25 protein-coding genes are annotated in these 25,913 nt (G+C 70.5%); 10 read left to right on the top strand and 15 right to left on the bottom strand.

The features are described 5' to 3' along the window. Positions 1–7: 7 nt before the first annotated feature. Positions 8–604: a GNAT family N-acetyltransferase gene (locus tag JOF37_RS05760; RefSeq protein WP_210005956.1), complete on the bottom strand. Its 597-nt coding sequence runs from the start codon at positions 602–604 to the stop codon at positions 8–10. Here JOF37_RS05760 and JOF37_RS15660 point away from each other — a divergent pair. Continuing rightward, complete coding sequence (locus JOF37_RS15660; protein ID WP_276512778.1) at positions 603–731, top strand: hypothetical protein; 129 nt, start codon at positions 603–605, stop codon at positions 729–731. The genes JOF37_RS05760 and JOF37_RS15660 overlap by 2 nt on opposite strands. 145 nt (positions 732–876) lie before the next feature. After that, entirely contained in the window at positions 877–1,758 is an 882-nt protein-coding gene (locus JOF37_RS05755) for an endonuclease domain-containing protein (protein WP_210005955.1), read from the top strand. A gap of 155 nt (positions 1,759–1,913) precedes the next feature. Here JOF37_RS05755 and JOF37_RS05750 read toward each other — a convergent pair whose 3' ends face one another. From JOF37_RS05750 to sdhC, 8 genes are read right to left on the bottom strand one after another with little or no spacing between them, the layout of a single operon-like run. Further along, on the bottom strand, positions 1,914–2,426 hold the full coding sequence (locus JOF37_RS05750) for a hypothetical protein (protein ID WP_245338105.1): 513 nt from the start codon (positions 2,424–2,426) through the stop codon (positions 1,914–1,916). Then, positions 2,419–3,423, bottom strand: coding sequence for a tryptophan--tRNA ligase (gene trpS / locus JOF37_RS05745; RefSeq protein WP_372445416.1), 1,005 nt, complete (start codon positions 3,421–3,423; stop codon positions 2,419–2,421). The genes JOF37_RS05750 and trpS overlap by 8 nt, the downstream gene beginning before the upstream one ends. A gap of 42 nt (positions 3,424–3,465) precedes the next feature. Further along, positions 3,466–4,305 carry an exodeoxyribonuclease III gene (locus JOF37_RS05740; RefSeq protein ID WP_210005953.1) on the bottom strand — a complete coding sequence of 280 codons (840 nt, stop codon included), beginning with the start codon at positions 4,303–4,305 and terminating at the stop codon, positions 3,466–3,468. Positions 4,306–4,351: 46 nt separating this feature from the next. Next, positions 4,352–5,515, bottom strand: a complete 1,164-nt coding sequence (locus JOF37_RS05735) for a YihY/virulence factor BrkB family protein (RefSeq protein WP_210005952.1) — start codon at positions 5,513–5,515, stop codon at positions 4,352–4,354. A 58-nt stretch (positions 5,516–5,573) separates the two neighbouring features. After that, complete coding sequence (locus tag JOF37_RS05730; RefSeq protein WP_210005950.1) at positions 5,574–6,332, bottom strand: succinate dehydrogenase iron-sulfur subunit; 759 nt, start codon at positions 6,330–6,332, stop codon at positions 5,574–5,576. After that, positions 6,332–8,158, bottom strand: a complete 1,827-nt coding sequence (gene sdhA / locus JOF37_RS05725; protein WP_210005948.1) for a succinate dehydrogenase flavoprotein subunit — start codon at positions 8,156–8,158, stop codon at positions 6,332–6,334. Before sdhA ends, JOF37_RS05730 begins: the two co-directional genes overlap by 1 nt. Before the next feature lie 46 nt (positions 8,159–8,204). Then, positions 8,205–8,648 carry a succinate dehydrogenase hydrophobic membrane anchor subunit gene (locus tag JOF37_RS05720; protein ID WP_210005938.1) on the bottom strand — a complete coding sequence of 148 codons (444 nt, stop codon included), beginning with the start codon at positions 8,646–8,648 and terminating at the stop codon, positions 8,205–8,207. Continuing rightward, complete coding sequence (sdhC, locus tag JOF37_RS05715; RefSeq protein WP_210005936.1) at positions 8,648–9,082, bottom strand: succinate dehydrogenase, cytochrome b556 subunit; 435 nt, start codon at positions 9,080–9,082, stop codon at positions 8,648–8,650. Before sdhC ends, JOF37_RS05720 begins: the two co-directional genes overlap by 1 nt. A gap of 191 nt (positions 9,083–9,273) precedes the next feature. Between sdhC and JOF37_RS05710 the strand changes: the two genes are divergently transcribed. The 8 genes from JOF37_RS05710 (at position 9,274) to JOF37_RS05675 (ending at position 18,725) form a co-directional block, all read left to right on the top strand. Beyond that, entirely contained in the window at positions 9,274–10,389 is a 1,116-nt protein-coding gene (locus JOF37_RS05710) for a mannose-1-phosphate guanylyltransferase (RefSeq protein ID WP_210005934.1), read from the top strand. Positions 10,390–10,516: 127 nt separating this feature from the next. Beyond that, entirely contained in the window at positions 10,517–11,632 is a 1,116-nt protein-coding gene (locus JOF37_RS05705) for a BMP family lipoprotein (RefSeq protein ID WP_210005932.1), read from the top strand. Positions 11,633–11,720: 88 nt separating this feature from the next. After that, positions 11,721–13,235, top strand: a complete 1,515-nt coding sequence (locus JOF37_RS05700) for an ABC transporter ATP-binding protein (protein WP_210005930.1) — start codon at positions 11,721–11,723, stop codon at positions 13,233–13,235. Then, entirely contained in the window at positions 13,232–14,548 is a 1,317-nt protein-coding gene (locus JOF37_RS05695; RefSeq protein ID WP_210005928.1) for an ABC transporter permease, read from the top strand. Before JOF37_RS05700 ends, JOF37_RS05695 begins: the two co-directional genes overlap by 4 nt. Continuing rightward, a complete protein-coding gene (locus tag JOF37_RS05690) occupies positions 14,545–15,831 on the top strand; it encodes an ABC transporter permease (protein ID WP_210005926.1) in 1,287 nt (428 codons plus the stop codon). The genes JOF37_RS05695 and JOF37_RS05690 overlap by 4 nt, the downstream gene beginning before the upstream one ends. 8 nt (positions 15,832–15,839) lie before the next feature. Next, positions 15,840–16,241, top strand: a complete 402-nt coding sequence (locus JOF37_RS05685) for a cytidine deaminase (RefSeq protein ID WP_210007690.1) — start codon at positions 15,840–15,842, stop codon at positions 16,239–16,241. Next, positions 16,238–17,554, top strand: a complete 1,317-nt coding sequence (locus JOF37_RS05680) for a thymidine phosphorylase (protein ID WP_210005917.1) — start codon at positions 16,238–16,240, stop codon at positions 17,552–17,554. The genes JOF37_RS05685 and JOF37_RS05680 overlap by 4 nt, the downstream gene beginning before the upstream one ends. A gap of 55 nt (positions 17,555–17,609) precedes the next feature. Beyond that, positions 17,610–18,725: an adenosine deaminase gene (locus tag JOF37_RS05675; RefSeq protein ID WP_210005915.1), complete on the top strand. Its 1,116-nt coding sequence runs from the start codon at positions 17,610–17,612 to the stop codon at positions 18,723–18,725. Positions 18,726–18,846: 121 nt separating this feature from the next. Here the strand turns inward: JOF37_RS05675 and JOF37_RS15755 are convergent, their stop codons facing one another. The 6 genes from JOF37_RS15755 to ptsP all read right to left on the bottom strand — a co-directional run bounded on the left by JOF37_RS15755 (position 18,847) and on the right by ptsP (position 25,904). Then, on the bottom strand, positions 18,847–19,650 hold the full coding sequence (locus tag JOF37_RS15755) for an endonuclease domain-containing protein (RefSeq protein ID WP_210005914.1): 804 nt from the start codon (positions 19,648–19,650) through the stop codon (positions 18,847–18,849). Positions 19,651–20,091: 441 nt separating this feature from the next. Beyond that, positions 20,092–20,889, bottom strand: a complete 798-nt coding sequence (locus tag JOF37_RS05665; protein WP_210005913.1) for an alpha/beta hydrolase — start codon at positions 20,887–20,889, stop codon at positions 20,092–20,094. Next, entirely contained in the window at positions 20,886–22,052 is a 1,167-nt protein-coding gene (locus JOF37_RS05660; RefSeq protein ID WP_210005912.1) for a mannitol-1-phosphate 5-dehydrogenase, read from the bottom strand. The genes JOF37_RS05665 and JOF37_RS05660 overlap by 4 nt, the downstream gene beginning before the upstream one ends. Then, the gene (locus tag JOF37_RS05655) at positions 22,049–22,486 is read right to left on the bottom strand and encodes a PTS mannitol transporter subunit IIA (protein WP_210005911.1); all 438 of its coding nucleotides are present in this window, start codon (positions 22,484–22,486) and stop codon (positions 22,049–22,051) included. Before JOF37_RS05655 ends, JOF37_RS05660 begins: the two co-directional genes overlap by 4 nt. Before the next feature lie 87 nt (positions 22,487–22,573). Then, positions 22,574–24,223, bottom strand: coding sequence for a PTS mannitol transporter subunit IIBC (locus JOF37_RS05650; RefSeq protein ID WP_210005910.1), 1,650 nt, complete (start codon positions 24,221–24,223; stop codon positions 22,574–22,576). A gap of 25 nt (positions 24,224–24,248) precedes the next feature. Beyond that, entirely contained in the window at positions 24,249–25,904 is a 1,656-nt protein-coding gene (gene ptsP / locus JOF37_RS05645) for a phosphoenolpyruvate--protein phosphotransferase (protein WP_210005909.1), read from the bottom strand. Positions 25,905–25,913 lie beyond the last annotated feature (9 nt).

The following is a 25,913-nucleotide window of genomic DNA, read 5'->3' as shown; positions in this document are numbered from 1 at the left end:
CATCCTGTCACGCACCACCCCCGCGCGGCACCCGGCTTGCGTCGTCGCCGAGGACCGGCCACGGCTGCGGGGCGCGGTCGTCGGTGGGAAGGAGCGCGGCGATCCACCCGTCGTGGCGGCCCCGCGGATCCGACAGCCCCTGGCGGAGCAGACCCTCGTAGTGGAAGCCCAGGCTTCGCGCGGTGCGCGCCGACGCGACGTTGCCGACGATCGCGCGCCACTGGATGCGCGCGAGCGACAGCGGATCGGCGAAACCGAAGTCGATCACCGCGCGCGCCGCCTCGGTCAGGTACCCGTGACCGCGCGTGGGAGCGCTCATCCAGAACCCGATCTCGGCCGCCCCGCCCGGCGTCGTGCCGTGCAGCCCGATCATGCCGACCCACGCGCCGTTCACGCGGATGCCCCACGTCAGCTCGCTCTGCTCGTCCCACCAGGTCGCCGCCTTCGCGACGAACTCCTCGGCGTGAGACCGGTGGTACGGCGAGGGCACGGTCGTCCACCGCGGGACCTCCGGGTCCTGGGCTGCGGCGGTGATGGCATCGACGTCGGCGGTCGTCGGGATCGACAGCTCGAGCCGGGCGGTTCGCAGGGTCACCGGTCGCATGTGCCGACCCTACCGACCGGTGTGGCTGTGGCTATGGCTGTGGCTGTGGCTGTGGCTGTGGCTGTGGCTGTGGCTGTGGCTGTGGCAGCCGGTGCGTGTGCCGTCCACAGGCTCAGCGCCCGCTTAGGGTCGGGATTCGCGGGCGGGCGCCTATCTCAGCCTGTCGACGGCACAACGACGTCGCCGCACCCCCAACGCTTGACGGCGGCGAACGGCTCACAATTCGGGCCGCCGCCGGCGGGAGCCCGCACGCGTCGCGGCACGGTGTCCGGATGAGCCATCGCACCGCGTCGCCCTCGCACCCCGCCGAGATCCTGAATCTGCGGCGATGGTCGTCGGCCGAGCTGCGCGCTGACGGCCTTCGGAAGCGCGACATGGCCGAGGCGGTCGCCGCCGGGCGACTCCTCCGTCCGCGTCGGGGGTCGTACCTGGCTGCGGACGTCCCGGAGCCGGTCGTGACGGCCGTTGCCCTGGGTGGCCGGCTGACCTGCGTGAGCTTGCTGCGGCTGGCGGACGTGTTCGTGCTCGATCGCAGCGGTCCGCACGTCCAACTGCCCCGCACCGCGTCGCGGGTGCCGGACATCGCCGGTGACCGTTTCGAGCGACCCGTGCTGCACTGGACGCCGCCGCTCGATCCGCGCGCCCGGCATCACGTGTGCTCGGGCATCGTCGATGCTGTCGTGCGGGCGGTGGAGTGCCAGCCGCCGCGCGCGGCCGTCGCGACGATCGACAGCGCCCTGCACCAGGGAGTGCTGGATGAGTCCGATCTCGCCGTCGTCTTCGCGGCTCTGCCGGTGAAGTACTCGCCGTTGCGGCGTCTCATCGATGCGCGGGCGGAATCGGGACCCGAGACGCTCATGCGCCTGCTGCTGCGGGGGATAGCCCGGACGGTCGAGGTGCAGGTGCGCATCGCCGGGGTCGGACGCGTCGACCTGCTCGTGGACGGCTGGTTGATCGTCGAGTGCGACAGCGAGGCCCACCACGCCGGACTCGACGCGCGTCGCCGAGACAGCGCACGCGACCTGGCGGCGGCCGCCCTGGGGTACGTGACGCTGCGACCCATGGCCGCCGACATCATGTGGCGGCCGGAGCGGGTGCTCGCAGCTGTTCGCGGGCTCCTCGCGCGCGGACCGCAGCCGGTTCGCGGTCGCTGAGGTCGAACGCGCGAGCTGTGCCGTCCACAGGCTCAGCGCGGTCTCCGGGGCTCAGCGGGCGATGAGTACGGCGCTCAGCCTGTCGACGGGACATCTCCGACGGGACACAGCGCTGCGACCGACCCTTCCGACCCTACCGAGCCGCCGGATGCCGTTCAGGCCGGGTTCTGCGAGATGTAGACGGCCATCGCCGCGAGGTTCGACAGCGGTGCCATCGCGCCGTTGCCGGGCGCGTCGAAGACCATCGCCTCCACGCCGGACTCGGCGTACGAGGCCACCCACGCGGCGGCGGCCGGCAACGGGACGGCGAGCATCCGCGCGGCCTCGTCCTCGGGCAGGCCGAACTCGAGCGCGGCGGCGTGGGCCCGGTCGGCGGTCGAGAACGCGAAGATGACGGCGCCCTCGTCGGTGCGCAGCGCGAACGGCGTCGGCTCATCGTCCGAGCCGCGCGCGAGGAACAGCCATCGGTCGAGCGCGAAAGCGGCGCGCCAGAGACGTTCCTGCACGGCCACATCGGACGGTGCGCTCTTGGATGCGGCGGCGGCCGCGTCGAGCTCGGCGACGAGCTCCGGCGCCGGCTCGGCCGGAGGCGTCACGGAGCCGTCCGCGGGCGACGGCGACGCGACAGACTCGGACGCGACCGACTCGGATGCCTCGGGCTCAGACACGGCGCAGAAGTCCCATCTTGTCGTAGACGTCGGCGAGGGTGCCGTCGGCCACCTCGTCGGCGCGGGCGGCATTCGCTGCCAGGACGCGGTCGAGCTCGGCGGGGTCGTCGAGCAGCTCGAGCGCGCGCTCGCGCACCGGTCCGAACTCTGCGACCACGACCTCGGCGAGACCCTTCTTGAAGTCGCCGTACCCGCGGCCTGCGTACTCGTCCTCGATCGCGGGGATCTGGCGGCCGGTCAGGGCCGCGTAGATGACGAGGAGGTTCGACACCCCGGGCTTGTTGTCACGGTCGTAGCGCACGGAGCCTTCGGAGTCGGTCACGGCCCGCATGATCTTCTTCGCCGAGACCTTCGGGTCGTCCAGCAGCCACAGCACACCGGCATCGGACTCGGCCGACTTCGACATCTTCGACGTCGGGTTCTGCAGGTCGTAGATGCGCGCGGTGTCCTGCTGGATGACGGGCATCGGCACGCGGAACGTCTCGCCGTAGCGGGAGTTGAACCGCTCCGCCAGGGTGCGGGTGAGCTCGACATGCTGCTTCTGGTCGTCGCCGACCGGGACGATGTCGGTCTGGTAGAGCAGGATGTCGGCGGCCATGAGCACCGGATAGGTGAACAGGCCCACCGACGTCGCCTCGGCGCCGTAGCGCTGCGACTTGTCCTTGAACTGCGTCATCCGGCCGGCCTCGCCGAAGCCGGTGAGCGTCGAGAGGATCCAGGCGAGCTCGGCGTGCGCGCGCACGTGCGACTGCACGTACAGGGTCGACCGCGACGGCTCGATGCCCGCGGCGATGTACTGCGCCGCCGTGCGCCGGGTCTTCGCGCGGAGCTCGGCGGGGTCGTTGGGCTGCGTGAGAGCGTGCAAGTCGACGACGGAGAAGAAGGCGTCGTAGGTCTGCTGCAGATCGCGCCACTGCATGAGAGCCCCGATGTAGTTGCCGATCTGGAGCGAATCGGCGGACGGCTGCATTCCGGAGTACAGGCGGGGCTTGGTCACCACACGAGTCTACGGGCGGGCCGGGGCGCCGCGGAGCGGCCCTCAGCCGGGGAAGACGTAGTCGGCGACGACCGGTGCGTGGTCGCTCCAGCGCGTGTCCCACGAGGGGGCGCGCACGACCCGGTAGTCGGCGACGCGCTCGGCGAGGGCGGGCGTCGCGAGGTGGTAGTCGATCCGCCAGCCGGTGTCGGTGTCGAACGCCTTGCCGCGGTTCGACCACCACGTGTACGGCCCGTCGACCTCGCCGGCGAAGCGGCGGCCGACGTCGACCCAGCCCAGGCCCGTTCCGGTCTCGCCGTCGACCGTCGCGACCGGCTCGCCCGTGGGGCCGGTGAAACGGTCGAAGTAGGCGCGCTCGCGCGGCAGGAAGCCGGCCTTCTTGCGGTTTCCCTTCCAGTTGCGGATGTCGAACTCGCGGTGCCCGACGTTGAGGTCGCCGGTGATGACGGCGAGGGGGCCGAGGTGCGGCATCCGGCTCTCCATCGCGTCGAGGAACGCGTACTTCGCCACCTGCTTGTCGGTGTCGGCCTCGCCCGTGAACACGTAGGCGCTCACCACGGTGAGGTGCTCGCCGGCGACCTCGATGTCGGCCTCGACCCAGCGTCCCTTCGAGTCGAGGTCGTCGTCGCCGAGCTCGATGCGCCAGACGTCGAGAGGCTCACGGGCGGCGATCGCGACGCCCGCGCGGCCCTTCGCCAGCGCCTCGTCGGCGACGAAGTGCCACCCGGGCAGGGCGGCGGCGAGGTCGGAAGCCTGGGCGCGCACCTCTTGCAGCGTCAGGATGTCGACATCGGCCGTCTCGAGCCAGTCGTGCATGCCTTTGCGGGCGGCGGCGCGGATGCCGTTGACGTTGACGGAGGCGATGCGGAGCTGGCGTGACACGCGTGTCAGCGTAACCGGGGCCGGCGACACAGCCGCTCCCGACGCGTCACCCGGGCGTGCCCGCCTCGTTCTCGTCGAGCCGCGCGAGCAGGGCGCGCGCCTGCCGGACGGCGCGGCGTGCCGAGGCGCGTCGCCACCAGCCGGCGTCCGCGAGTGCGCGCTCGGCATCCCGAACCTGGGCCTCGGCGATCAGCCGCAGAGCGCGACGCTCGTCGGCGCGCCGCTCCTCGTCGGTCTTCACCACGAGCGGGATGTCGTCGTCGGCCGCCGATACGGCCACCCACGACGCCGCGACGAGCATGACGATCCCCGCCAGGCGCAGCCACAGGAGGAAGCCGATCAGCACCGAGAACGTCGCCAGCAGGGGGTTGGTGGGGGAGTAGACGGCGAGGAAGCCGGCGCCGAGCTGCAGCAGGCTGAGCGTGACGCCGCCGAAGAGGGCTCCCGGCATGATCGTGCGCCACGGCAGCGAGGTCCCGGTGAGGAACCGGATCAGTCCGGTCAGTGCCGCGGCGTTCAGGACGATCGCGACGAGCACCGACGCCAGGCGGCTCAGCACGTCGATGGTGATCGACTCGTACGGCACGTCGAAGAAGTCGAAGACCTGGCGCACGACACCGCCGGCGACCAGACCCAGCGCCGCGCCCAGGACGAGTGCCAGTCCGAACAGGATCGCGGCGCCGAAGTCGCGCAGCTTCAGCAGGACGTAGTTGCGCGTGTCGAACGGCAGCCCGAAGATGTCGCGCACCGCCCGCCGGGTGAACGTGACGAAACCGATCGCGGTCCAGACGGCGACCGAGAGAGCCACGGCGCCGGTGACGGCGAGCACGCTGCCGCTGTCGCGGGCGATAGCGGTCACGTCGTCGGGCGAGACGGGACCGCCGGTCGAGATCAGCTCGGGGATGTACGAGTTGACGACGCGGATGAGCGCGTCGATCGCGGCCGACGAGCCGCCGAGCCAGAGGCCGACGACCGCGAACGCGGAGTACAGCGTCGCGAAGAGCGCGAACAGCGACTGATAGCTGATGCTCGCCGCGAGCAGGAACCCGTTGTGGCGCAAGAAGTGGCGCCAGACCCGGATCGGGAACCAGCCGAGCGTGCGGCGGGTGATCGTGGTCGCGCGCTCGATCGGCTGGTCGAGGCGCTCGCGCAGCCGCGAGGAGTCCCACCGATCGCGCAGCGCGTCGGCGCTCGACGGATCGGTGGTCACACCCTCGAATGTACCGGCCGCGGGGCGCGGCGACGGGTGGCCCGGCAGGCCGCGCCCGTCACCGGCCGCGCAGAACCGCCTGCTTGACCTCGGCGATCGCCTTGGTCACCTCGATGCCGCGGGGGCACGCCTCGGTGCAGTTGAAGGTCGTGCGGCAGCGCCACACGCCTTCCTTGTCGTTGAGGATGTCGAGACGCACATCGCCCGCGTCGTCACGCGAGTCGAAGATGAAGCGGTGCGCGTTGACGATCGCGGCGGGGCCGAAGTACTGCCCGTCGGTCCAGAACACGGGGCACGACGACGTGCACGCGGCGCACAGGATGCACTTGGTGGTGTCGTCGAAGATCTCGCGGTCGGCGATCGTCTGGATGCGCTCCTTGCCCGCCTCGGGCTTCGAGTTCGCGATGAGGAAGGGCTGCACGTCGCGGTAGGAGGCGAAGAACGGCTCCATGTCGACGACGAGGTCCTTCTCGAGCGGCAGGCCCTTGATCGCCTCGACGTAGATCGGCTGCGAGATGTCGAGGTCCTTGATCAGGGTCTTGCACGCGAGCCGGTTGCGGCCGTTGATGCGCATCGCGTCCGACCCGCAGATGCCGTGCGCGCACGAGCGGCGGAAGGTCAGCGAGCCGTCGACCTCCCACTTAATCTTGTGGAGCGCATCGAGCACGCGGTCGGTCGAGTACAGCTCGACGTCGTAGTCCACCCAGCGCGGCTCGGCGTCGACCTCGGGGTCGAACCGGCGGATGATGAAGGTGACGAGGAACGACTGGATGCCGGTGTCGTTCGTGACTTCCGTCTCGGGGGCGACGAGGGTCATCAGTACTTCCTTTCCAGCGGCGGGTACCGCAGTTCGCCCGCCTCGTTCTTGGTGAAGACGACGGGCTTCCAGTCCAGACGGATGTGGTCCTCGGCGTGCGAGGAGTGCGGGTCGCCCGAGAGGTACGCCATCGTGTGCTGCATGTAGTTCTCGTCGTCGCGCGAGGGGAAGTCGTCGCGCATGTGACCGCCGCGGCTCTCCTTGCGGTTGCGGGCGGCCACGACGACGACCTCGGCGATGTCGAGGAGGAAGCCCAGCTCGACCGCCTCGAGCAGGTCGGTGTTGAACCGCTTGCCCTTGTCGTCGACGTGGATGTTCTTGAACCGCTCGCGAAGGTCCGCGATGACGTCCATGACGTGCAGCAGCGACTCCTCGGTGCGGAAGACCTGCGCGCCCTTGTCCATCTCGTCCTGCAGGGTCTTGCGCAGCACGGCGATGCGCTCGGTGCCCGCGTTGTTGCGCACGCCCTCGATGAGGTCGCGCACACCCGCGGCCGGGTCGTCGGGAAGCGGCACGAAGTCGGCCGTCTTGACGTACTCGACCGCGTTGCGTCCGGCGCGCTTGCCGAAGACGTTGATGTCGAGCAGCGAGTTGGTGCCGAGGCGGTTGGAGCCGTGCACCGAGACGCAGGCGCACTCGCCGGCGGCGTACAGGCCGGGCACGACCGTGGTGTTGTCGGCGAGAACCTCGGCCTTGACGTTGGTGGGGATGCCGCCCATGGCGTAGTGCGCCGTCGGCATCACCGGCACCGGCTTGACGACGGGGTCGACGCCGAGGTAGGTGCGCGCGAACTCGGTGATGTCGGGGAGCTTGGTCTCGAGCACCTCGGCGCCCAGGTGGGTGCAGTCGAGCAGCACGTAGTCGCGGTGCGGACCGGCGCCGCGGCCCTCGGCGACCTCCTGCTGCATGCAGCGCGAGACGATGTCGCGCGGAGCGAGGTCCTTGATCGTGGGGGCGTAGCGCTCCATGAAGCGCTCGCCCGACGCGTTGCGCAGGATCGCGCCCTCGCCGCGTGCGCCCTCAGTCAGGAGGATGCCGAGACCGGCGAGGCCGGTCGGGTGGAACTGGAAGAACTCCATGTCCTCGAGGGGGAGGCCCTTGCGCCAGACGATGCCGACGCCATCGCCGGTGAGCGTGTGGGCGTTGGAGGTCGTCTTGTAGATCTTGCCGAAGCCGCCGGTGGCGAAGATGACCGCCTTCGAGTGGAAGACGTGCAGGTCGCCGGTGGCGAGGTCGTACGCGACCACACCCGCCGTCTGCGTGCTGCCGTCGGCGGCGGTGACGGTGATCAGGTCGAGCACGTAGTACTCGTTGAAGAAGTTGATGCCGAGCTTGACGCAGTTCTGGAAGAGCGTCTGCAGGATCATGTGGCCCGTGCGGTCCGCCGCGTAGCAGGCGCGGCGGACGGGGGACTTGCCGTGATCGGCGGTGTGCCCGCCGAAGCGGCGCTGGTCGATCTTGCCCTCGGGCGTGCGGTTGAACGGCAGGCCCATGTTCTCGAGGTCGATGACGGCGTCGATCGCCTCCTTGGCGAGGATCTCAGCCGCGTCCTGGTCGACGAGGTAGTCGCCGCCCTTGACCGTGTCGAAGGTGTGCCACTCCCACGAGTCCTCTTCGACGTTGGCCAGCGCCGCCGCCATACCGCCCTGGGCCGCACCCGTGTGCGAGCGCGTCGGGTAGAGCTTCGAGATCACCGCGGTGCGCGCACCCGGACCGGCCTCGATCGCGGCACGCATGCCGGCGCCGCCGGCACCGACGATCACGATGTCGAACTGGTGGTAGTGGATGCCGTCCTTGACGACGACCTCGGGGGTCTCGGTGCTCACTCGGCGAGCCTTTCGTTGCTGTGATTCACGTCGTGGGTGCGCCGGGTCAGCCCTGGCACATCTCCCAGAGCATGCTGTCCGCGGTGACGCCCAGGCAGGGGTCGAAGGTGAACACGACGAGCGTGCCCAGCAGGATCAGCAGTGCGGCGGAGAGCCAGATGGCCCACACGAGGACCTTTCGAGCGGTGGCGCCCGTGACGTAGTCGTTGACGATCGTCCGCATGCCGTTGGCGCCGTGGATCAGCGCGAGCCACAGCATCAGCACGTCCCACCACTGCCAGAACGGGCTGGCGAACTTGCCGGCGACGAACGCGAAGTCGATGCCCTTGATGCCCTCGCCGAGCATCAGGTTGACGAACAGGTGCCCGAAGATGAGCACGACCAGGAGCACGCCTGAGGCGCGCATGTAGACCCAGCCCCATTTCTCGAGGTTGGCGCCCTTCTTGCGGACCTGCGGGCTGCGCGGTGCGGCCAGGGTGTCGGCGGTCATCAGTGACCCCCTCCAATCTCCGAGAGAACGATCGGCACGTGGCGAGCGGCGAAGCCGAGCACCGTGACGGCCCACACCGCGAGCACGCCCCACCACAGCTGGCGCTGGTGGCGGGTGGCCCACGGCCACAGGTCGACGGCGATGATGCGCAGGCCGTTGAAGGCGTGGTAGACGATGGCGGCGACCAGCGCGACCTCGCCGAGCCCCATGATCGGGTTCTTGTAGGTGCCGATGACAGCGTCGTAGGCCTCGGGCGACACGCGGATCAGCGCGGTGTCGAGCACGTGGACCAAGAGGAAGAAGAAGATGGCGACGCCGGTGATGCGGTGGAGCACCCACGACCACATGCCCTCGTTGCCGCGGTACAGCGTGCCGCGCGGGGTCTTGGAAGTGGTCTGGGCCACCGACGGTGTGACGCGTGCTGGTGCAGACACGGTCGTCCTCCCTGGATCGAACACGGTTCGTGGGGGCGATCGATGCCCCGGTGGGGTTGTGGCAACCCCCGGCGTCACATGGGCGCACAACGATTCTAGGCCGGGAAAATCGAAGGGGGCGACGAAGGGCACCCTAAAGAAACCGGGTTCTTGCGCCGGGCGTCGTCCGCGCACGCCGGTACTCTCGGAGCATGGTCGACGAGATTCCGGACTTCTATGCCGTCATCCCCGCCGGTGGAGTGGGCAGCAGGCTGTGGCCGCTCTCGCGCGCCGACGCCCCGAAGTTCCTGCACGACCTCACCGGGTCAGGGCATTCGCTGCTGCGTGACACCTGGGACCGCCTCGCCCCCCTCGCCGGGCAGGACCGCATCGCGGTCGTGACGGGTCGCGCGCACCGAGCCGCGGTCGAGGCCCAGCTGCCCGGCATCCCCGACAAGAACGTCTTCCTCGAGTCCGAGCCCCGCGACTCCGCCGCCGCGATCGGTCTGGCCGCGGCCATCCTGCATCGACGTCACCCCGACGTGATCATCGGCTCGTTCGCGGCCGACCATGTCATCCGCGGCACTCGCGTGTTCGAGTTCGCCGTGCGCGACGCGGTCGAGGTCGCGCGCGAGGGCTACATCTGCACGATCGGCATCACCCCCTCCGAGCCCGCGGTCGGCTTCGGCTACATCAAGCGCGGCGGCGAGCTCATCGTCGAGGGCGCCCGTGACGCCTCTCTCGTGGAGCGCTTCGTCGAGAAGCCCGACCTCGAGACCGCGCGCACCTACGTCTCGGATCGCTCGTACCTGTGGAATGCCGGAATGTTCATCTCGCGCGCCGATGTGCTGCTCGCCGAGATCGAGGCGAACAGCCCGGAGCTGCACGCCGGCCTGCTCGAGCTCGCCGAGGCGTGGGACGATCGCGACCGGCGCGGCCCCGCCGTCGACCGCATCTGGCCGACGCTGAAGAAGATCGCCATCGACTACGTCGTCGCCGAGCCGGCCGCCGAGAAGGGCAAGCTCGCCGTCGTTCCGGGTCACTTCGACTGGGACGACGTGGGCGACTTCGCCAGCCTCGCCAAGCTCAACTCCAACGGCCGCAAGAACGACCTGGCCATCCTCGGCGAGAACGCGCGCATCCTCTCCGATGCCGCCAGCGGCATCGTCGTGAGCCACACCTCCCGCGTCATCAGCCTCATCGGCGTCAAAGACATCGTCGTGGTCGACACCCCCGACGCGCTCCTGGTGACCACCAGCGAGAACGCGCAGCGGGTCAAGCACGTCGTCGACGCCCTCAAGCTGACCGGTCGCGGCGACGTTCTGTGACGCTCATATTGCGTCTTTGTAACCATTCGCGAGGCGGGGGGCTTCGGAGGTACGCCCTCGGCGAAACACTGGGTAACTTCGATGCAGCCGCCGCGAAGTCCGCGGCGCCTTCAATGTGGAGGCTGCATTGACTCTCTCGACCCCTCAGAAGCTCGTCGGCATCACCGCCGCCGCGGGCCTTCTCGTCGCTCTCGCCGGATGCGGATCCGCACCCGAGGCGAGCTCGACCGGCGACGCCGCCGGCGAAGCCGTCGACGGCTTCACTCCCTGCCTGATCTCGGACGAGGGCGGCTGGAACGACAAGTCGTTCAACCAGTCGGCCAAGGCCGGTATGGATGCCGCTCTCGAAGAGCTCGGCGTCGAGGGCATCGAGCTCGAGTCGACCACCCCCAACGACTACGCGCCGAACCTCGAGCAGCTCGTCGCCGAGGGCTGCACGTTCATCGTGTCGGTCGGCTTCAACCTCTCGGCCGCCACGGTCGAGTCGGCACTGGCGAACCCCGAGATCGACTACGCGATCATCGACGACCTCGCCGACAACGACTTCAACGGCGAGACCGACGCCCCGAACATCAAGCCGCTCGTGTTCAACACGGCCGAGGCCGCCTACCTCGGTGGCTACGCCGCCGCCGCATGGTCGGAGCAGAGCGGTGTGAACAAGGTCGGCACCTTCGGCGGCATGCAGATCCCGTCGGTCGCCGTGTTCATGGACGGCTTCCAGCTCGGCGTCGAGAAGTACAACGAGGACAAGGGCGGCTCCGTCGAGGTCCTCGGTTGGGACATGGGCACCGAAGAGGGCCTGTTCACCGGTGGCTTCGCGGCGAACGACACGGCCAAGCAGACGGCGCAGAACCTGCTCGACCAGGGCGCGGACGTCATCCTTCCCGTCGGCGGCCCGGTCTACCAGAGCGCAGCCGCGGCGATCACCGACGGCGGCACCGACACCCTCATGCTGGGCGTCGACACCGACCTGGCCGTCGCCGACGAGACCGTCGCCGACCTCGTGCTCGTCTCGATCATGAAGGCCATCGACGTCGCCGTGCGCGACGCCACCATCGAGGCCGCCGGTGGCGACTTCGAGGTGGAGCCCTACGTCGGCACGCTCGAGAACGAGGGCGTGAAGCTGTCGAGCTTCCACGACTTCGAGTCGCAGCTGCCCGAGGGCCTGCTCGACGAGCTGACCGCGCTGCAGGAGTCGATCGTCGCCGGTGACATCACCGTGGAGTCGCCGAACTCCCCGTGATCCGGTTCTGAGGTCGGGGCCGGGAGACGATCGTCTCCCGGCCCCGATTCCTGTCCGCGGTACTCCAACGTCGCATAGATTGGCGAACATGAAGCTCGAACTCCGGGGCATCACCAAGCGCTTCGGCACCCTCGTCGCGAACGACCACATCGACCTCGTGGTCCGGCCCGGCGAGATCCACGCCCTGCTGGGCGAGAACGGCGCCGGCAAGTCGACCCTGATGAACGTCCTCTACGGTCTGTACCAGGCCGACGAGGGTCAGATCCTGCTCGACGACGCCCCCCAGAACTTCCGCGGCCCGGGCGATGCCATGGCCGCCGGCATCGGCATGGTGCACCAGCACTTCATGCTCATCCCCGTCTTCACCGTCGCCGAGAACGTCATGCTCGGGCACGAGGACACGAAGGGCATCGGCGCCCTCGACCTCGCCAAGGCCCGGCGCCACGTCCGCGAGGTGGCCGACCGCTTCGGCTTCCAGATCGATCCCGACGCCGTCGTCGGCGACCTCCCCGTCGGCGTGCAGCAGCGCGTCGAGATCATCAAGGCGCTCTCGCGCGACGCGAAGGTGCTCGTGTTCGACGAGCCGACCGCCGTGCTGACCCCGCAGGAGACCGACGAGCTCATGGCGATCATGCGCCAGCTGCGCGACGAGGGCACGTCGATCGTGTTCATCACGCACAAGCTGCGCGAGGTCCGCGAGGTCGCGGACCGCATCACCGTCATCCGCCTGGGCAAGGTCGTCGGCGAGGCGTCGCCGACCGCCACCAACGCCGAGCTCGCCTCGCTCATGGTCGGACGTGCCGTCGAGCTCACCGTCCGGAAGGACGCGCCGCGACTCGGCGACGGCGGGCTCGCGGTGCGGGACCTGCGGGTGCTGACCCCCGCCGGCGCCGTCGTCGTCGACGGCGTGAGCTTCGACGTGCGTCCGGGCGAGGTCCTGGGCGTCGCTGGCGTCCAGGGCAACGGTCAGACCGAGCTCGTCGAGGCCATCGTCGGCCTCGCGAGCAAGATCGAGGGCTCGATCCGCCTCGGCGACACCGAGCTGGTCGGGCGCAGCGTCCGCGGCATCCTCGACGCCGGCGTCGGTTTCGTGCCCGAGGATCGCAAGGAGGACGGCCTCGTCGGCGGATTCTCCGTCGCCGAGAACCTCATCCTCGACCGGTCGAGCGATCCGGCGTTCGTGCGCGGCGGCACCGTCCGGCGCGCAGCGCTCGAGTCGTTCGCCCGCGACCGCATCGCCGAGTACGACATCCGCACGCAGGGGCCCCACACGCCCGCCGGGACCCTTTCGGGCGGCAACCAGCAGAAGGTCGTCATCGCGCGCGAGATGAGCCGCGAGCTGCGCCTGTTCGTCGCCGCGCAGCCCACGCGCGGCGTCGACGTCGGCTCGATCGAGTTCATCCACAAGCGCATCGTCGAGACGCGTGACGCCGGCGTGCCCGTCGTCGTCGTCTCGACCGAGCTCGACGAGGTCACGGCCCTCGCCGACCGCATCGCGGTGATGTACCGCGGCACGATCATCGGCATCGTCCCCGCCGACACTCCCCGCGACATCCTCGGCCTCATGATGGCCGGCGAACCCCACCCGGAGGTGGCCGCATGAGCGACTCGACACCCGGAGCGCACGAGAGCGCCCGCAGCGGCGCCCCCGAGCAGCTGCCCGCCGCGTCGGGCCCGCTGACCGGACAGCCCGAGGTGGCCCCGCCGCCGCGTTCGAACGTCTTCCTCAAGGAGCTGCTGCGCGGCAGCGCCGTCACCACGATCCTCGCGATCGTGCTCGCGATGATCGCCGGCGGCGTGCTCATCGCTTTCACCGACGACGACGTGCAAGAGGCGGCCGGCTACTTCTTCGCCCGTCCCGGCGACACCCTGGCGGCTATCTGGGCCGCCGTCTCCGGCGGCTACGAGGCGCTCTTCCGCGGCGCGGTGTTCAATCCCCGCGGCAACTCCTTCGCCGCGCAGATCCGTCCGCTGACGAACTCGCTCGGCTTCGCCGCGCCGCTCATCGCGGCCGGTCTCGGCGTCGCCCTGGCCTTCCGCGTCGGCCTGTTCAACATCGGCGCGCGCGGTCAGATCCTCGTGGGTGCCGGCTTCGCGGCGCTCGTCACCTTCGGCCTCGACCTGCCCATGTGGATCCACCTGCCGCTGACCCTGCTCGCCGGTATCGCCGGCGGCGCGCTCTGGGGCGGCATCGTCGGTGTGCTCAAGGCGCGCACCGGCGCTCACGAGGTCATCCTCACGATCATGCTCAACTACGTGGCGTTCTACTTCGTCACGTGGATGATCCGGACCCCGGGGCTGCTGCAGAAGCCGGGCACGAACCAGCCGATCACCTCCGAGACGCCGGCCTCCGCGCAGTTCCCCGAGCTGCTCGGAGCGGGCTTCCCGTCGCTGGACTGGGGCTTCGTGATCGTCATCGCCGCGACCGTGCTGGTGTGGTGGATTATCGAGCGCTCGAGCCTCGGCCTGCGGATGCGCGCGGTGGGCGAGAACCCCCACGCGGCCCGCGCTGCGGGCATCGGCGTCGAGCGCATCTACGTCTACGCGATGCTGTTCGCGGGCGGGCTCGCCGGACTCGCGGCCATGAACCAGATCCAGGGGTCGATCACGACGGGCTTCAGCGGCACGATCGACGCCGGCATCGGCTTCGACGCCATCACCGTGGCCCTCCTCGGCCGCAGCAGGGCATGGGGCGTCTTCGCCGCCGGCATCCTGTTCGGCGCCCTGAAGGCGGGCTCGTTCTCGATGCAGGCGCAGGGCATCCCCGTCGACATCGTGCTGGTCGTCCAGGCCCTGATCGTGCTCTTCATCGCTGCGCCGCCCCTGCTGCGCACGGTGTTCTTCCTCCCCAAGACCGACCTCGAGAAGGCGGCGAAAGCGCGAGCCAAGGCCGCGAAGAAGGCGGTGACGGCATGACGACGCTCAGCCCCACGGCATCCGACGACGGAACCATCCACCTCGCCACCGTGAAGCAGCGGCACCTCAAGGTGCCGATCACGCTCGCGGTCGTGACGCTGCTGCTCGCGGCGCTGTTCGCCTTCGCGCCCCGCGACGGCGAGAGCACCTTCCGGCTCGGCGACGCCTCGGCGGCGGTCGGGCTGCCCGACGTCGCCGTCCCGACCGCGCTCACCGCGTGGACGGTGCTCGTGCTCATCGCCCTCATCGCGGCGGCGGCGTTCTGGCTCGCGTGGAGCTATCGCGACATCCCGCTGTGGCTGACACTGCTGTTCGGCATCCTCGGGGTGTTCGCCTTCCTCACATGGGCGGCGGCCGACGGCCTCGTGCCCGTCACGGGCCTGCTCTTCGGAGCGGTGTCGCTGTCGGTGCCGCTCGTGTTCGGCGCCCTCGGCGGCGTCATCGGCGAGCGGGTCGGCGTCGTGAACGTCGCGATCGAGGGTCAGCTGCTGCTCGGCGCGTTCTCGGCCGCGCTGCTGTCGAGCATCACGGGAAACCCGTTCGTGGGGCTGATCGGCGCGATGATCGGCGGCGTCCTGGTGTCGTTCGTGCTCGCCGCGTTCGCGATCAAGTACCTCGTCGAGCAGGTCATCGTCGGTGTCGTCCTCAACGTGCTCGTGACCGGCCTCACCGGCTTCCTCTACGGCGCGCTGCTCGTGCCCAACGAGAGCGAGCTGAACCGTCCCGTCCGCTTCACGCGCCTCGAGATCCCGGTGCTCGGTGACATCCCGATCATCGGCCCGGTGCTGTTCAACCAGACGATCATCGTCTACCTGATGTTCGTCACGGTCGCCGTCGTCACGTGGGCGCTGTACCGCACGCGGTGGGGCCTGCGCCTGCGCGCCGTCGGCGAGCACCCGCAGGCCGCCGACACGGTGGGCATCAACGTCAACCGCACGCGGTTCTGGAACGTCTCGCTCGCCGGCGCCATCGCCGGCATCGGCGGCGCGTACTTCACGCTCGTCTCGGTGCCGCAGTTCGGCAAGGAGATGACCGCCGGCCTCGGCTTCATCGCGCTGGCCGCCGTCATCTTCGGCCGCTGGGACCCGCTGCGCGCCGCCCTCGCCGGGCTGCTGTTCGGGTTCGCGACCAACCTCCAGAACCTGCTGACCGTGCTGCGGACGCCGATCCCCAGCGAATTCATGCTCATGCTCCCGTACGTGGTGACGATCCTCGCGGTCGCCGGCTTCGCCGGTCAGATCCGCGGGCCGGCCGCGGCGGGCAAGCCGTACATCAAGGGATGACCACCGACGTGACCGACATCGACTGGGACGAGCTGCGCGCCGTCGCCACCGACGCCATGACCCGCGCCTACGCGCCGTACTCCCGTTACAAGGTGGGGGCCGCGGCTCTCGTCAGCGACGGTCGCATCGTCTCGGGATGCAACGTCGAGAACGCCTCGTACGGGGTCGGCCTCTGCGCCGAATGCGCCCTCGTCGGCGACCTGCACATGTCGGGCGGCGGACAACTCGTCGCCTTCGTGTGCGTCAACAACGACGGGCAGACCATCATGCCCTGCGGACGGTGCCGTCAGCTGCTGAACGAGTTCGCCCTGCCCGGAATGCTGCTCGAGACCGTCTCGGGCATCCGCACGATCGATGAGGTGCTGCCCGACGCGTTCGGGCCCCGCGACCTCGAGGAGACCGCCCGATGAGCGCCGAGTCCACCGCAGCCGCATCCGCCGTCGAGGCATTCGACGCCGTCGACGTCATCCGCACCAAGCGCGACGGCGGCGCCGTTCCCGAGGACGCCCTGCGCTGGATGATCGACGCCTACACGCGCGAATACGTCGCCGACTCGCAGATGGCCGCCTTCGCCATGGCCGTGCTGCTCAACGGCATGGAGCGCGACGAGATCCGGGTCATGACCGACGCGATGATCGCCTCGGGCGAGCGCATGAGCTTCGCCGGCCTCGGCAAGCGGACGGTCGACAAGCACTCCACCGGAGGCGTCGGCGACAAGATCACCCTGCCGCTCGCGCCCCTCGTGGCGGCGTTCGGCGTCGCCGTGCCGCAACTGTCGGGCCGCGGACTGGGCCACACCGGCGGCACGCTCGACAAGCTCGAGTCGATCCCGGGCTGGCGCGCGGCGCTGTCGAACGACGAGATGTTCGCGCAGCTCCAGGACGTCGGCGCCGTCATCTGCGCGGCGGGCTCGGGGCTCGCCCCCGCCGACAAGCGCCTCTACGCGCTGCGCGACGTCACCGGCACCGTCGAGGCGATCCCGCTGATCGCGTCGAGCATCATGTCGAAGAAGATCGCCGAGGGAACCGAGTCGCTCGTCCTCGACGTGAAGTTCGGCTCGGGCGCGTTCATGAAGGACGTCGACAAGGCCCGGGAGCTCGCCCGCACGATGGTCGCGCTCGGTGCCGACTCGGGCGTGGCGACGACGGCGCTGCTCACCGACATGAACGCGCCGCTGGGTCTCGCGATCGGAAACGCGAACGAGGTCCGAGAGTCCGTCGAGGTGCTCGCCGGCGGCGGCCCGGCCGACGTCGTCGAACTGACCGTGGCGCTGGCGCGGGAGATGCTCGCGCTCGCGGGACAGCCCGACGCCGACGTCGAGGCCGCGCTGGCCGACGGACGGGCCATGGACGTCTGGCGCCGCATGATCCAGGCGCAGGGCGGAGACCCGGATGCCGCGCTGCCGACGCCCCGCGAGACCCACACCGTCACCGCGCCGACCGCGGGGGTGCTCTCGCGCCTCGAGGCCCTGCCGTTCGGCATCGCCGCCTGGCGCCTCGGGGCCGGCCGCGCCCGCGCCCAGGATCCCGTGATCCACGCGGCGGGCATCGACCTGCACGTCAAGCCCGGCGACGAGGTCGCCGCCGGTCAGCCGTTGTTCACCCTGCTGGCCGACGATGGTGCCCGCTTCGACCGGGCTCTCGACGCGCTGCACGGCGCGTGGGAGATCGACGACGACGCGCCGCCCGCCGGCCCGCTGGTCCTCGAGCGCATCACCGCCTGACGCCCACCGGCATCCGTCCGCCGCCACACCCCGCCACACGACCGAAGGAGCCGCCATGCCGATCGAACAGCACGCCGACACGAAGCTGCAGGGCGTCTCGGTGCGCTCGCTGCCGAAGGTGTCGCTGCACGACCACCTCGACGGCGGCGTGCGTCCCGCGACGATCGTCGAGCTGGCCGACGAGATCGGGCACGCGCTGCCCGAGACCGACGCGGACGACCTCGCCGACTGGTTCGAGGAGCAGAGCGACTCCGGCTCGCTCGTCGACTACATCGAGACGTTCGAGGTCACCCTCGCGGTCATGCAGACGCGCGACGGGCTCCGCCGCATCGCGCGCGAGTTCGTCACCGATCTCGCGGCCGACGGCGTCGTCTACGGCGAGGTGCGCTGGGCGCCCGAGCAGCACCTGCTGCGCGGCCTGTCGCTGCAGGACGCCGTCGACGCCGTGCAGGAGGGCATCGAAGAGGGCGAGGATGCCGCCGAGGCCGACGGCCACGACATCCGGGTCGGACAGATCCTCTCGGCGATGCGGCAGGAGGGGCGCTCGCTCGAGATCGCGCAGCTGGCTGTCGCCAACCGCGCACGCGGCGTCTCGGGCTTCGACATCGCCGGCCCCGAGGACGGGTTCCTGCCCGCGCAGCACCGCGCGGCGTTCGACTATCTCGCCTCGGAGTTCTTCCCGGTGACCGTCCACGCCGGCGAGGCCGCGGGGCTCGACTCGATCCGCTCGGCCATCATCGACGGCCGGGCGCTGCGTCTCGGGCACGGCGTTCGCATCGCCTCGGACCTCAACGTCGTCTCGCGCGCCGGCGAAGAGGTGCTCGTGCAGTTCGGCGACCTCGCGCGGTGGGTGCGAGATCGTGAGATCCCGCTGGAGCTGTCGCCCTCGTCGAACCTGCAGACCGGCGCCATCGAGGCCTGGGGCACGCAGTGGGAGGACCACCCGTTCGACCTGCTTTACCAGCTCGGGTTCTCGGTCACGGTGAACGTCGACAACCGCACGCAAAGCCGCACCTCGCTCACCCGCGAACTGGCGACGCTGGCAGAGACGTTCGAGTACGACCTCGACGACCTGCAGGCGTTCCAGCTCAACGCTGCAGCGGGCGCGTTCCTCTCCGTCGAAGAGCGCGAAGAGCTGATCGAGGTCATCGCCGAGGGCTTCGCCCGCTGACCGCCCGCCGTCGGCGGCCCGGTGGGCGGGGCGCTAGGCGCGGGGCGCTAACTCCTCAGAATCGGTCGCCCTCGGCTCTCTCGACGAGGTAGCGCCGCGCCGGGCTGCCGGATGTGAGGAGTTAGCGCGACGGCCGGCTGGCCAGCACGGCTCGCAGCTGTTCGGCCAGCACGTCGCGGTGGTGGAAAATGTCCTCGGCGAGCGGGCGGACGGTCGTATACCCCTGCGCGGCGGCGGCGAGGTCGCGTCGCTTGTCGCGTTTGAGCGTGGCCCAATCGGCGTGGTGCGCCTCGCTGTCGCACTCGATGATGAGCCATCCCTCGACGAGGAAGTCGACGCGGCCCACTCCCTCGACGACGACCTGGGTCTCGAAGCGGCATCCGAGCGCCCGGAGGATGAGGCGCAGAAGCGTCTCGGCTCCGGACTCGGCCGACGGGTCGAGCAGCGCCCGCAACCGGCGATAGCGACGTGGCAGGCGGCGGAAGATCTCGGCGATGTCGCCGGCGTCGATCATCCGCTGGTGCCACGCGCTGTCGAGCGTCGCGACCGCCGCGCGGGGTTCCTGACAGCGGCAGGACTGGGCCAAGGCCGAGACGATGTCCGACAGGACCGACGTCGGCGGGTCGGCATCGCGGCGCCAGTGCCGGACGACACCGTCGGGCGCCGGGGGAAGCCTGCTCGCGCCGACGCGGGCGTTGACGTGCAGCGACCGGTGCTCGAGGACGAAGACGCCGGCCGCGCGGAGCAGCGAGACGCAGTCGAGGCGGCATCCCAGACGCGCGGCGGCCAGGACGTCGGGATGCGTGGCTGCGGGAAGGTAGCGTCCGCGCCGCACGCGCACGAGCTGGCCGGAACCGAGGGCGCGGGCGAGCTCCGCGCGACCGAGCCGCAGGTCGTCGGCGCTCATCCAGTCGGTCGGAAGCACGCGAGCAGTCTGCGCCAGCCGGGCCGCCCGGGCCCCCCACGACGGCCCGCGGGGGAGGGGCCGCCGCGGCTGCCTCTTGGGGAGGCGTCGGTGGCTCCGCCGCTGCGCCGCGCCAACTCCTCATAACCCGACGTCCGACGCCCCCACACCGGCCGTTCTGCCGCGAAGCCGCACGGATCTGAGGAATTACAGCCCGAGCCATCGCCGATTCCGGCTGCCGCGGGCCCAGCGCCCGCCCGCCGGTAGCCGGGCCGTCGCGGGCGCTGGGTCCGCCGTAGCGGCCCACCGCTGGGGCGCCGGACCCCGGCCGGGCCGTCGCCAACTCCTCAAGACCCGAGGGCTCGAACCGTCAGGCCGGCAGATCGGGCGCGAAACCTCGCGGATTTGAGGAGTTGCCGCGAGCCGCCGCCGGCCCGGGCCACCCACCCGGGCGTCGCGGGGTCAGCGGGGGAGGGTGGCGACCAGCTCGGCGAGGGCAGCGGTGACGTCGGCGCGCATGTCGGCGTCCGAGATCGTCGGGGTGCCGTCTCCGGCTTGAGGACCGTAATCGCCGAACGAGGCGTGGCTGGCGCCGGGGATCTCGATGAGGGTGGCGTCCGCCGGGAGCAGACCGCGGTTGTCGTCGACCTTCTGCGGCGTGGTCAGGCCGTCCTCCGAGCCCGAGAGGCTCAGGACGGGCAGATCGGTCTCGGAGAGGTCGTTCGCGCAGTACGACGCGAACAGCACCAGGCCGTCGGCGTCGGGGGCGAGCTGGCAGGCACGGACGCCGCCGAGGGAGTGGCCCCCGACGAGCCAGGTCGACACGTCGGGCACGGCGTCGGTGAACGACGTGAGCGGTCGCGGATCGAAGAACGCGAGGTTGAGCCACGGGCGGGTGATGACGACGGTCACGCTCTCGTCCGCGACGACTCCGGCGAGGATCGCGGCGTAGGCCTCCGCCTCGACCTTGGCGCCGGGGATGAAGACGAGCCCGACGTCCGACGCCCCCGAAGCGGGCGCGATCACGACGTTGCCGCCGACCTCAGACATGGCGACGCGGTCGTCGCCGCGCACATCGTCGCGGGGTCCCGGCTCCGCCGCCATGACGCCGACCTGACTCCAGATCAGGATGCCGACGACGCCGACGAGCAGCAGGCCGGCGAGCACGCCCAGCGCGATGAACACCACGCGTCGAACACGCGAACGTCGCCGGACTCCCGCACCGGCAGAGGTGGGGGAGTCCGGCGTCGTGTCGCTCATCGGGCGTCGGTGCCCAGCGCCGTCTGCCGTGCGGTGACGGCGGCCTCGATACGGGCGAACAGCGGATGCTGCGGCTCGAGACCCGTGACGGATGCCGTGAGGGTCGCGGCATCCTCGGTGCGCAGGCGCTCCTGCAGCTCGACCGACTGCGGGTCCTCGGGCTCGTCGAACGCGAGCGCGGCACCCACCGCTGCCACCAGGGCGTCGACGGAGAGGCCGAGCTCGGCCGCTTCCGCCGCCGGTCCGATGAAGCGCTCGTGTCGCGAGAGCTTGCGCAGCGGCTGGCGCCCGACGCGGCCTACGGTGTCGGGCAGCTCGGGGTTCGCGAAGCGGCGGAGGATCGTGGCGCGGTACTCGGCGAGTTCAGCGGCGTCGAGGCCGTGCTTGCGCTCGAGCAGCGCCGAGGTCTCCTCGAGGGCGGCGGCCACGCCGGCGGCGATCTCGGGCACCGCGAGCGACTCGGCGATGGTGCTGGTGCCCGCCTGTGCGCCGAAGTACGCGGTGGTGGCGTGCCCGGTGTTGACGGTGAACAGCTTGCGCTCGATGTAGGGCTCGAGGTCGTCGACGAAGTGCGCGCCGGGGATGCTCGGCAGCGCGTCGCCGAACGGTCCGGCCTCGATCGCCCACTCGAAGAAGGGCTCGACCGTGACGTCGACGCCGCCGTCCGCGGGCTGCGCCGGGACGATGCGGTCGACCGCGGTGTTGGCGAAGATCGCCCGTCCGGAAACGGCTTCCCAAGCGTCGCCGGCCTGAGCCCGGATCTCGTCGCGCAGCAGGTCGGTCGCGCCGATGGCGTTCTCGCACGCCATGACCGCCAGGGGAGCGGCGGCGGGGTCGCGCAGGGCGAGCCCGGCGAGGATGTGCGGTGCGATGAACTTCAGCACCGTGGGGCCGACGGCGGTGGTGACCACGTCAGCGGTGGCGACGGCGTCGGCGACGGCCTGCGGGTCGGCGGCGCTGTTCAGGGCGCGGAACCCGGTCACGACCTTGTCGACGCCCCCGTCGCCGACCTCGTGCACCGTGTACTCCGACGCGGCGTTGATCGCGTCGACGAGGGGAGCGGCGACGTCGGAGAAGACGAGGTCGTAGCCGCCCTCGTGCAGCAGCAGACCGACGAAGCCGCGGCCGATGTTGCCGGCGCCGAAGTGGACCGCGGTGCTCACTGGTTCACCGAGGCGAGCAGGTCGAAGAGCTCTTCGGGCGTCTGCGCGGCCTTGAGGCGCGCGACGTCGTCCTCTTCCGAGAAGAGCAGGGCGATCTGCGACAGGATGTCGAGGTGCTCGTCGCCCTTGCCGGCGATGCCGACGACGAAGGTGACGGGCTCGCCGTTCCAGTCGACGCCGCCGTCGTAGCGGACGAACGACAGCGCCGAGTCGAGGATCGCGTCCTTGGTCTCGTTGGTGCCGTGGGGGATCGCCAGCTCGTTCCCCATGTACGTCGAGACGGTCAGCTCGCGCTGCTGCATGGCGTCGAAGTAGGCCGAGGTCACGGCGCCGGCGGACTCGAGGATGTCGGCCGCTTCCTGCATCGCCTCCTCGCGGGTGGCGCTTCCGGAGTGGATGCGGATCTGACCGATGTTCAGGACCTCACGTGCCATGTCTGTCTCCTCTGAGGGGTGGTGCTGGGGGTATGAGTCGGGGCCGGAGCGGATGGACCGCTCCGGCCCCGCGTCTGGGGTTCGAGCCTACGCGTCGCCGCCGTGCTGCTTGCGGACCATCTCGACGACCTCGTCGTACTTCGGCGAGTTCATGAAGTTGTCCACGGACACGTGCATCGCGTCGGGCGTGCGCTGGCGTGCGCGGTCGGTGAGCTGGTTCTGCGTGATGACCAGATCGGCCGAGTTGTCGAGGTTGGCGATCGCCTTGTTGACGACCGTGACACCTTCGATGCCCGCCTTCTTGATCTTGTTGCGCAGCACGCTCGCGCCCATCGCGGACGAGCCCATGCCGGCGTCGCACGCGAAGACGATGTTGCTCACCTGCTTGGTCGCCGTGGCCGCGCCGGTGCCGGCTGCGGCTTCCTCGGCGGCGGTCGCCACCTCGGCGTCGCGGCCGCCGGAGCGACGGAGCGAGTCCATCGCGGCCGACGACTTGCCCTTGTTGGCCTCGGTCTGCGCGATGGCGGCCTCGAAGTCCGAGCCCTCGGCGGCCAGGTCGCGCTTGCGGGTGGCCCGCAGGATGACCGCCGACACGATGAACGTGACGGCCGCGGCCAGGACGACCGACAGCAGCACCACGACCAGGTTGCCGACGCCGCCGGGCAGAGCCGCCGCGACGACCGCGATGATGCTTCCGGGGGCCGCCGGGAAGGCCAGACCGCCGCCGAGCAGCATGTTGGTGGTCACACCGGTGGCGCCACCGGCGATGAGGGCGAGGATGAGCATCGGCTTGCTCAGCGCGTACGGGAAGTAGATCTCGTGGATGCCGCCGACGAACTGGATCACCGCGGCACCGGGAGCGGAGGCCTTGGCGGCGCCGACACCGAAGAAGGTGAAGGCCAGCAGGAGGCCGATACCGGGGCCGGGGTTCGCCTCGATGAGGAACAGGATCGAGCGACCGAACTCCTCGCTCTGCTGCACACCCAGCGGCGTGAAGACGCCGTGGTTGATCGCGTTGTTGAGGAACAGCACCTTGGCCGGCTCGACGATGATCGAGACGAAGGGCAGCAGGTTCAGGCTGACGAGCCAGTCCACCGCGGCGCCGAGCCCCTGGCTGACGACGCGGAAGAACGGACCGAAGGCGAAGAAGCCCACGACCGCGAGGATCATCGACAGGATGCCGGCGGAGAAGTTGTTCACGAGCATCTCGAAGCCCGGCTTGATCTTGCCGTCCCAGATCCGGTCCATGTACTTCACCGCGAGGGCGGCCAGGGGGCCCATGATCATGGCGCCGAGGAACATCGGGATGTTCGTGCCGGCGATGACACCGACGGTGGCGATCGTCGCCACGACGCCACCGCGCTCGCCGTAGACCATGCGGCCCGCGGTGTTGGCGATGAGCAGCGGCAGCAGGTACGTGATCATCGGGCTGACGAGGCCGACGTACGCCATGACGTTCGTGCCGTCGCTCTCGGCGAGCGCCGTCATGGCGCCCTCCCAGCCGATGGCCTCGAGGTTGCCCGAGCCGCCGATGATGTCGGCGACCGGGTACCAGTGGATGCCGAACGGGCTGTCGGCGCCGAGGAAGCCGGCGGGGATGAACAGCATGGTGATGAAGCCCCATGCGATGAACGCAGCGATGTTGGGCATGATCATGCCCGACAGGAAGGTGCCGAATCGCTGGACGGCGACGCGGGCTCCTCCTGTCTTCTTATCGACTGTTGACGTCGTTGTCATTTCTGGTTTCTCCTTCTGGTGCGGGTCAGATACCGGCGGCTTGCTGGGCGGCCGCTCGGGCGGATGCCGCGTCGGTCGCGGTCAAGGCTGCTTCGGCGATGCGTCGGGCGTCGTCGAGGCTGTGGGTGAGCAGGGTGGCGCGGACGTCGGCGAGCGCGGTGGGCGCCATCGACAGGCTCGTGGCGCCGAGGCCCACGAGCACGACGGCCAGCAGGGGGTCGGCCGCGGCTTCGCCGCAGATGCCCACGGGCTTGCCGTTGGCCTGGCCCGCCTTGCCGGTCTCGTGGATGAGACGCAGCACGGCCGGGTGCCAGGGGTCCTGGAACGACGACACCGAACCGAGCAGCCGGTCGGCGGCGAGGGTGTACTGGGTGAGGTCGTTGGTGCCGATCGAGGCGAAGTCGGCGACCTTCAGCACGTGATCGGCCAGCAGCGCCGAGGACGGCACCTCCACCATCACGCCGGCGGTCTTGACGCCGTACTCGCGGGCGATCGAGACGAAGTACTCGGTCTCCTCGACGGTCGACACCATCGGCGCCATGACCCACAGGTCGGCCTCGGTGGCGGCGTCGGCCTCGGCGAGCGCAGTCAGCTGCTCGCGCAGGATGTCCTCGCTGGCGCGCAGCGCGCGCAGGCCGCGCAGACCGAGAGCGGGGTTCTCCTCGTGCGCATCGTTGAGGAACGCGAGCGGCTTGTCGGCACCGGCATCCAGCGCTCGGACGACGACCTTCTGGCCGGGGAACGCCTGCAGGAGCTTCGTATAGGCCTCGCGCTGCTGCGCGACGGTGGGCGCCTGCGACGAGCTGAGGAAGAGGAACTCCGTGCGGAAGAGGCCGACGCCCTCGGCGCCGAGCTCGACGGCCTGCGCTGCGCCCTCGGGCTTGCCGAGGTTGGCCAGCAGCGGGATGGCGGTGCCGTCCGACAGCGCGCCCGGGGTGATGGGAGCGGATGCGGCCGACTTGCGCTCGTCGGCGCGGTTCTGGGCCTGAGCCAGCTCGTCGTCGCTGGGGTCGGTGGTCACGACGCCCTTGGCGGCGTCGACGATGACGGTCTGTCCGTCGGTGAGGCCCGCCGCCTCGGTCACGCCGACGACGGCGACGATGGACTTCTCGCGGGCGAGGATCGCGGTGTGCGAGGTGGGGCCGCCCTCGGAGGTGACGAGCGCGAGGACCATGTCGAGGTCCAGCAGGGCGGTGTCGGCGGGGGCGAGGTCCTTGGCCACGAGGACGAAGGGGTGGCCGGGCTCGGGCACACCGGGGGCGGGGACGCCGCGCAGGTGGGCGATGACGCGCTGGGCGACGTCGTCGAGGTCGGCGGCGCGCTCACCGAGGTAGCCGCCCATGGCGGAGAGGGTGTCGCGGAACGAGGCGAAGGCGTCGTAGACGGCGAACTCGCCGGTCTTGCCGGCCTGCAGGCGCGAGGCGACCTCGGCTTCGAGGCTCGGGTCCTCGGCCATCATGGCCTGGGCCTCGAGGACGTCGCGGGCGGCTCCACCGGCCTGCGCACCGCGCTGCTCGAGCTCGCGTGCCACGGCGGCGACGGCATCCTTGACGCGCGTCGTCTCCTCGTCGATGCTCCGGGTGGAGGCCTCGTCCTTCGGCGCCGGAAGCGGCTCCGCCATCCGCGCGATCGGTCCCTGTGCGACACCCAGGCCGATGCCCACTCCGCGAAGCTCACTCATTGCTCGATC

Origin of the sequence: Microbacterium imperiale (genome assembly GCF_017876655.1) — a bacterium.
GTDB lineage: Bacteria > Actinomycetota > Actinomycetes > Actinomycetales > Microbacteriaceae > Microbacterium > Microbacterium imperiale.
Note: the sequence above shows the minus strand (reverse complement) of the source record. Positions and strands in the feature narration are given on the sequence as shown.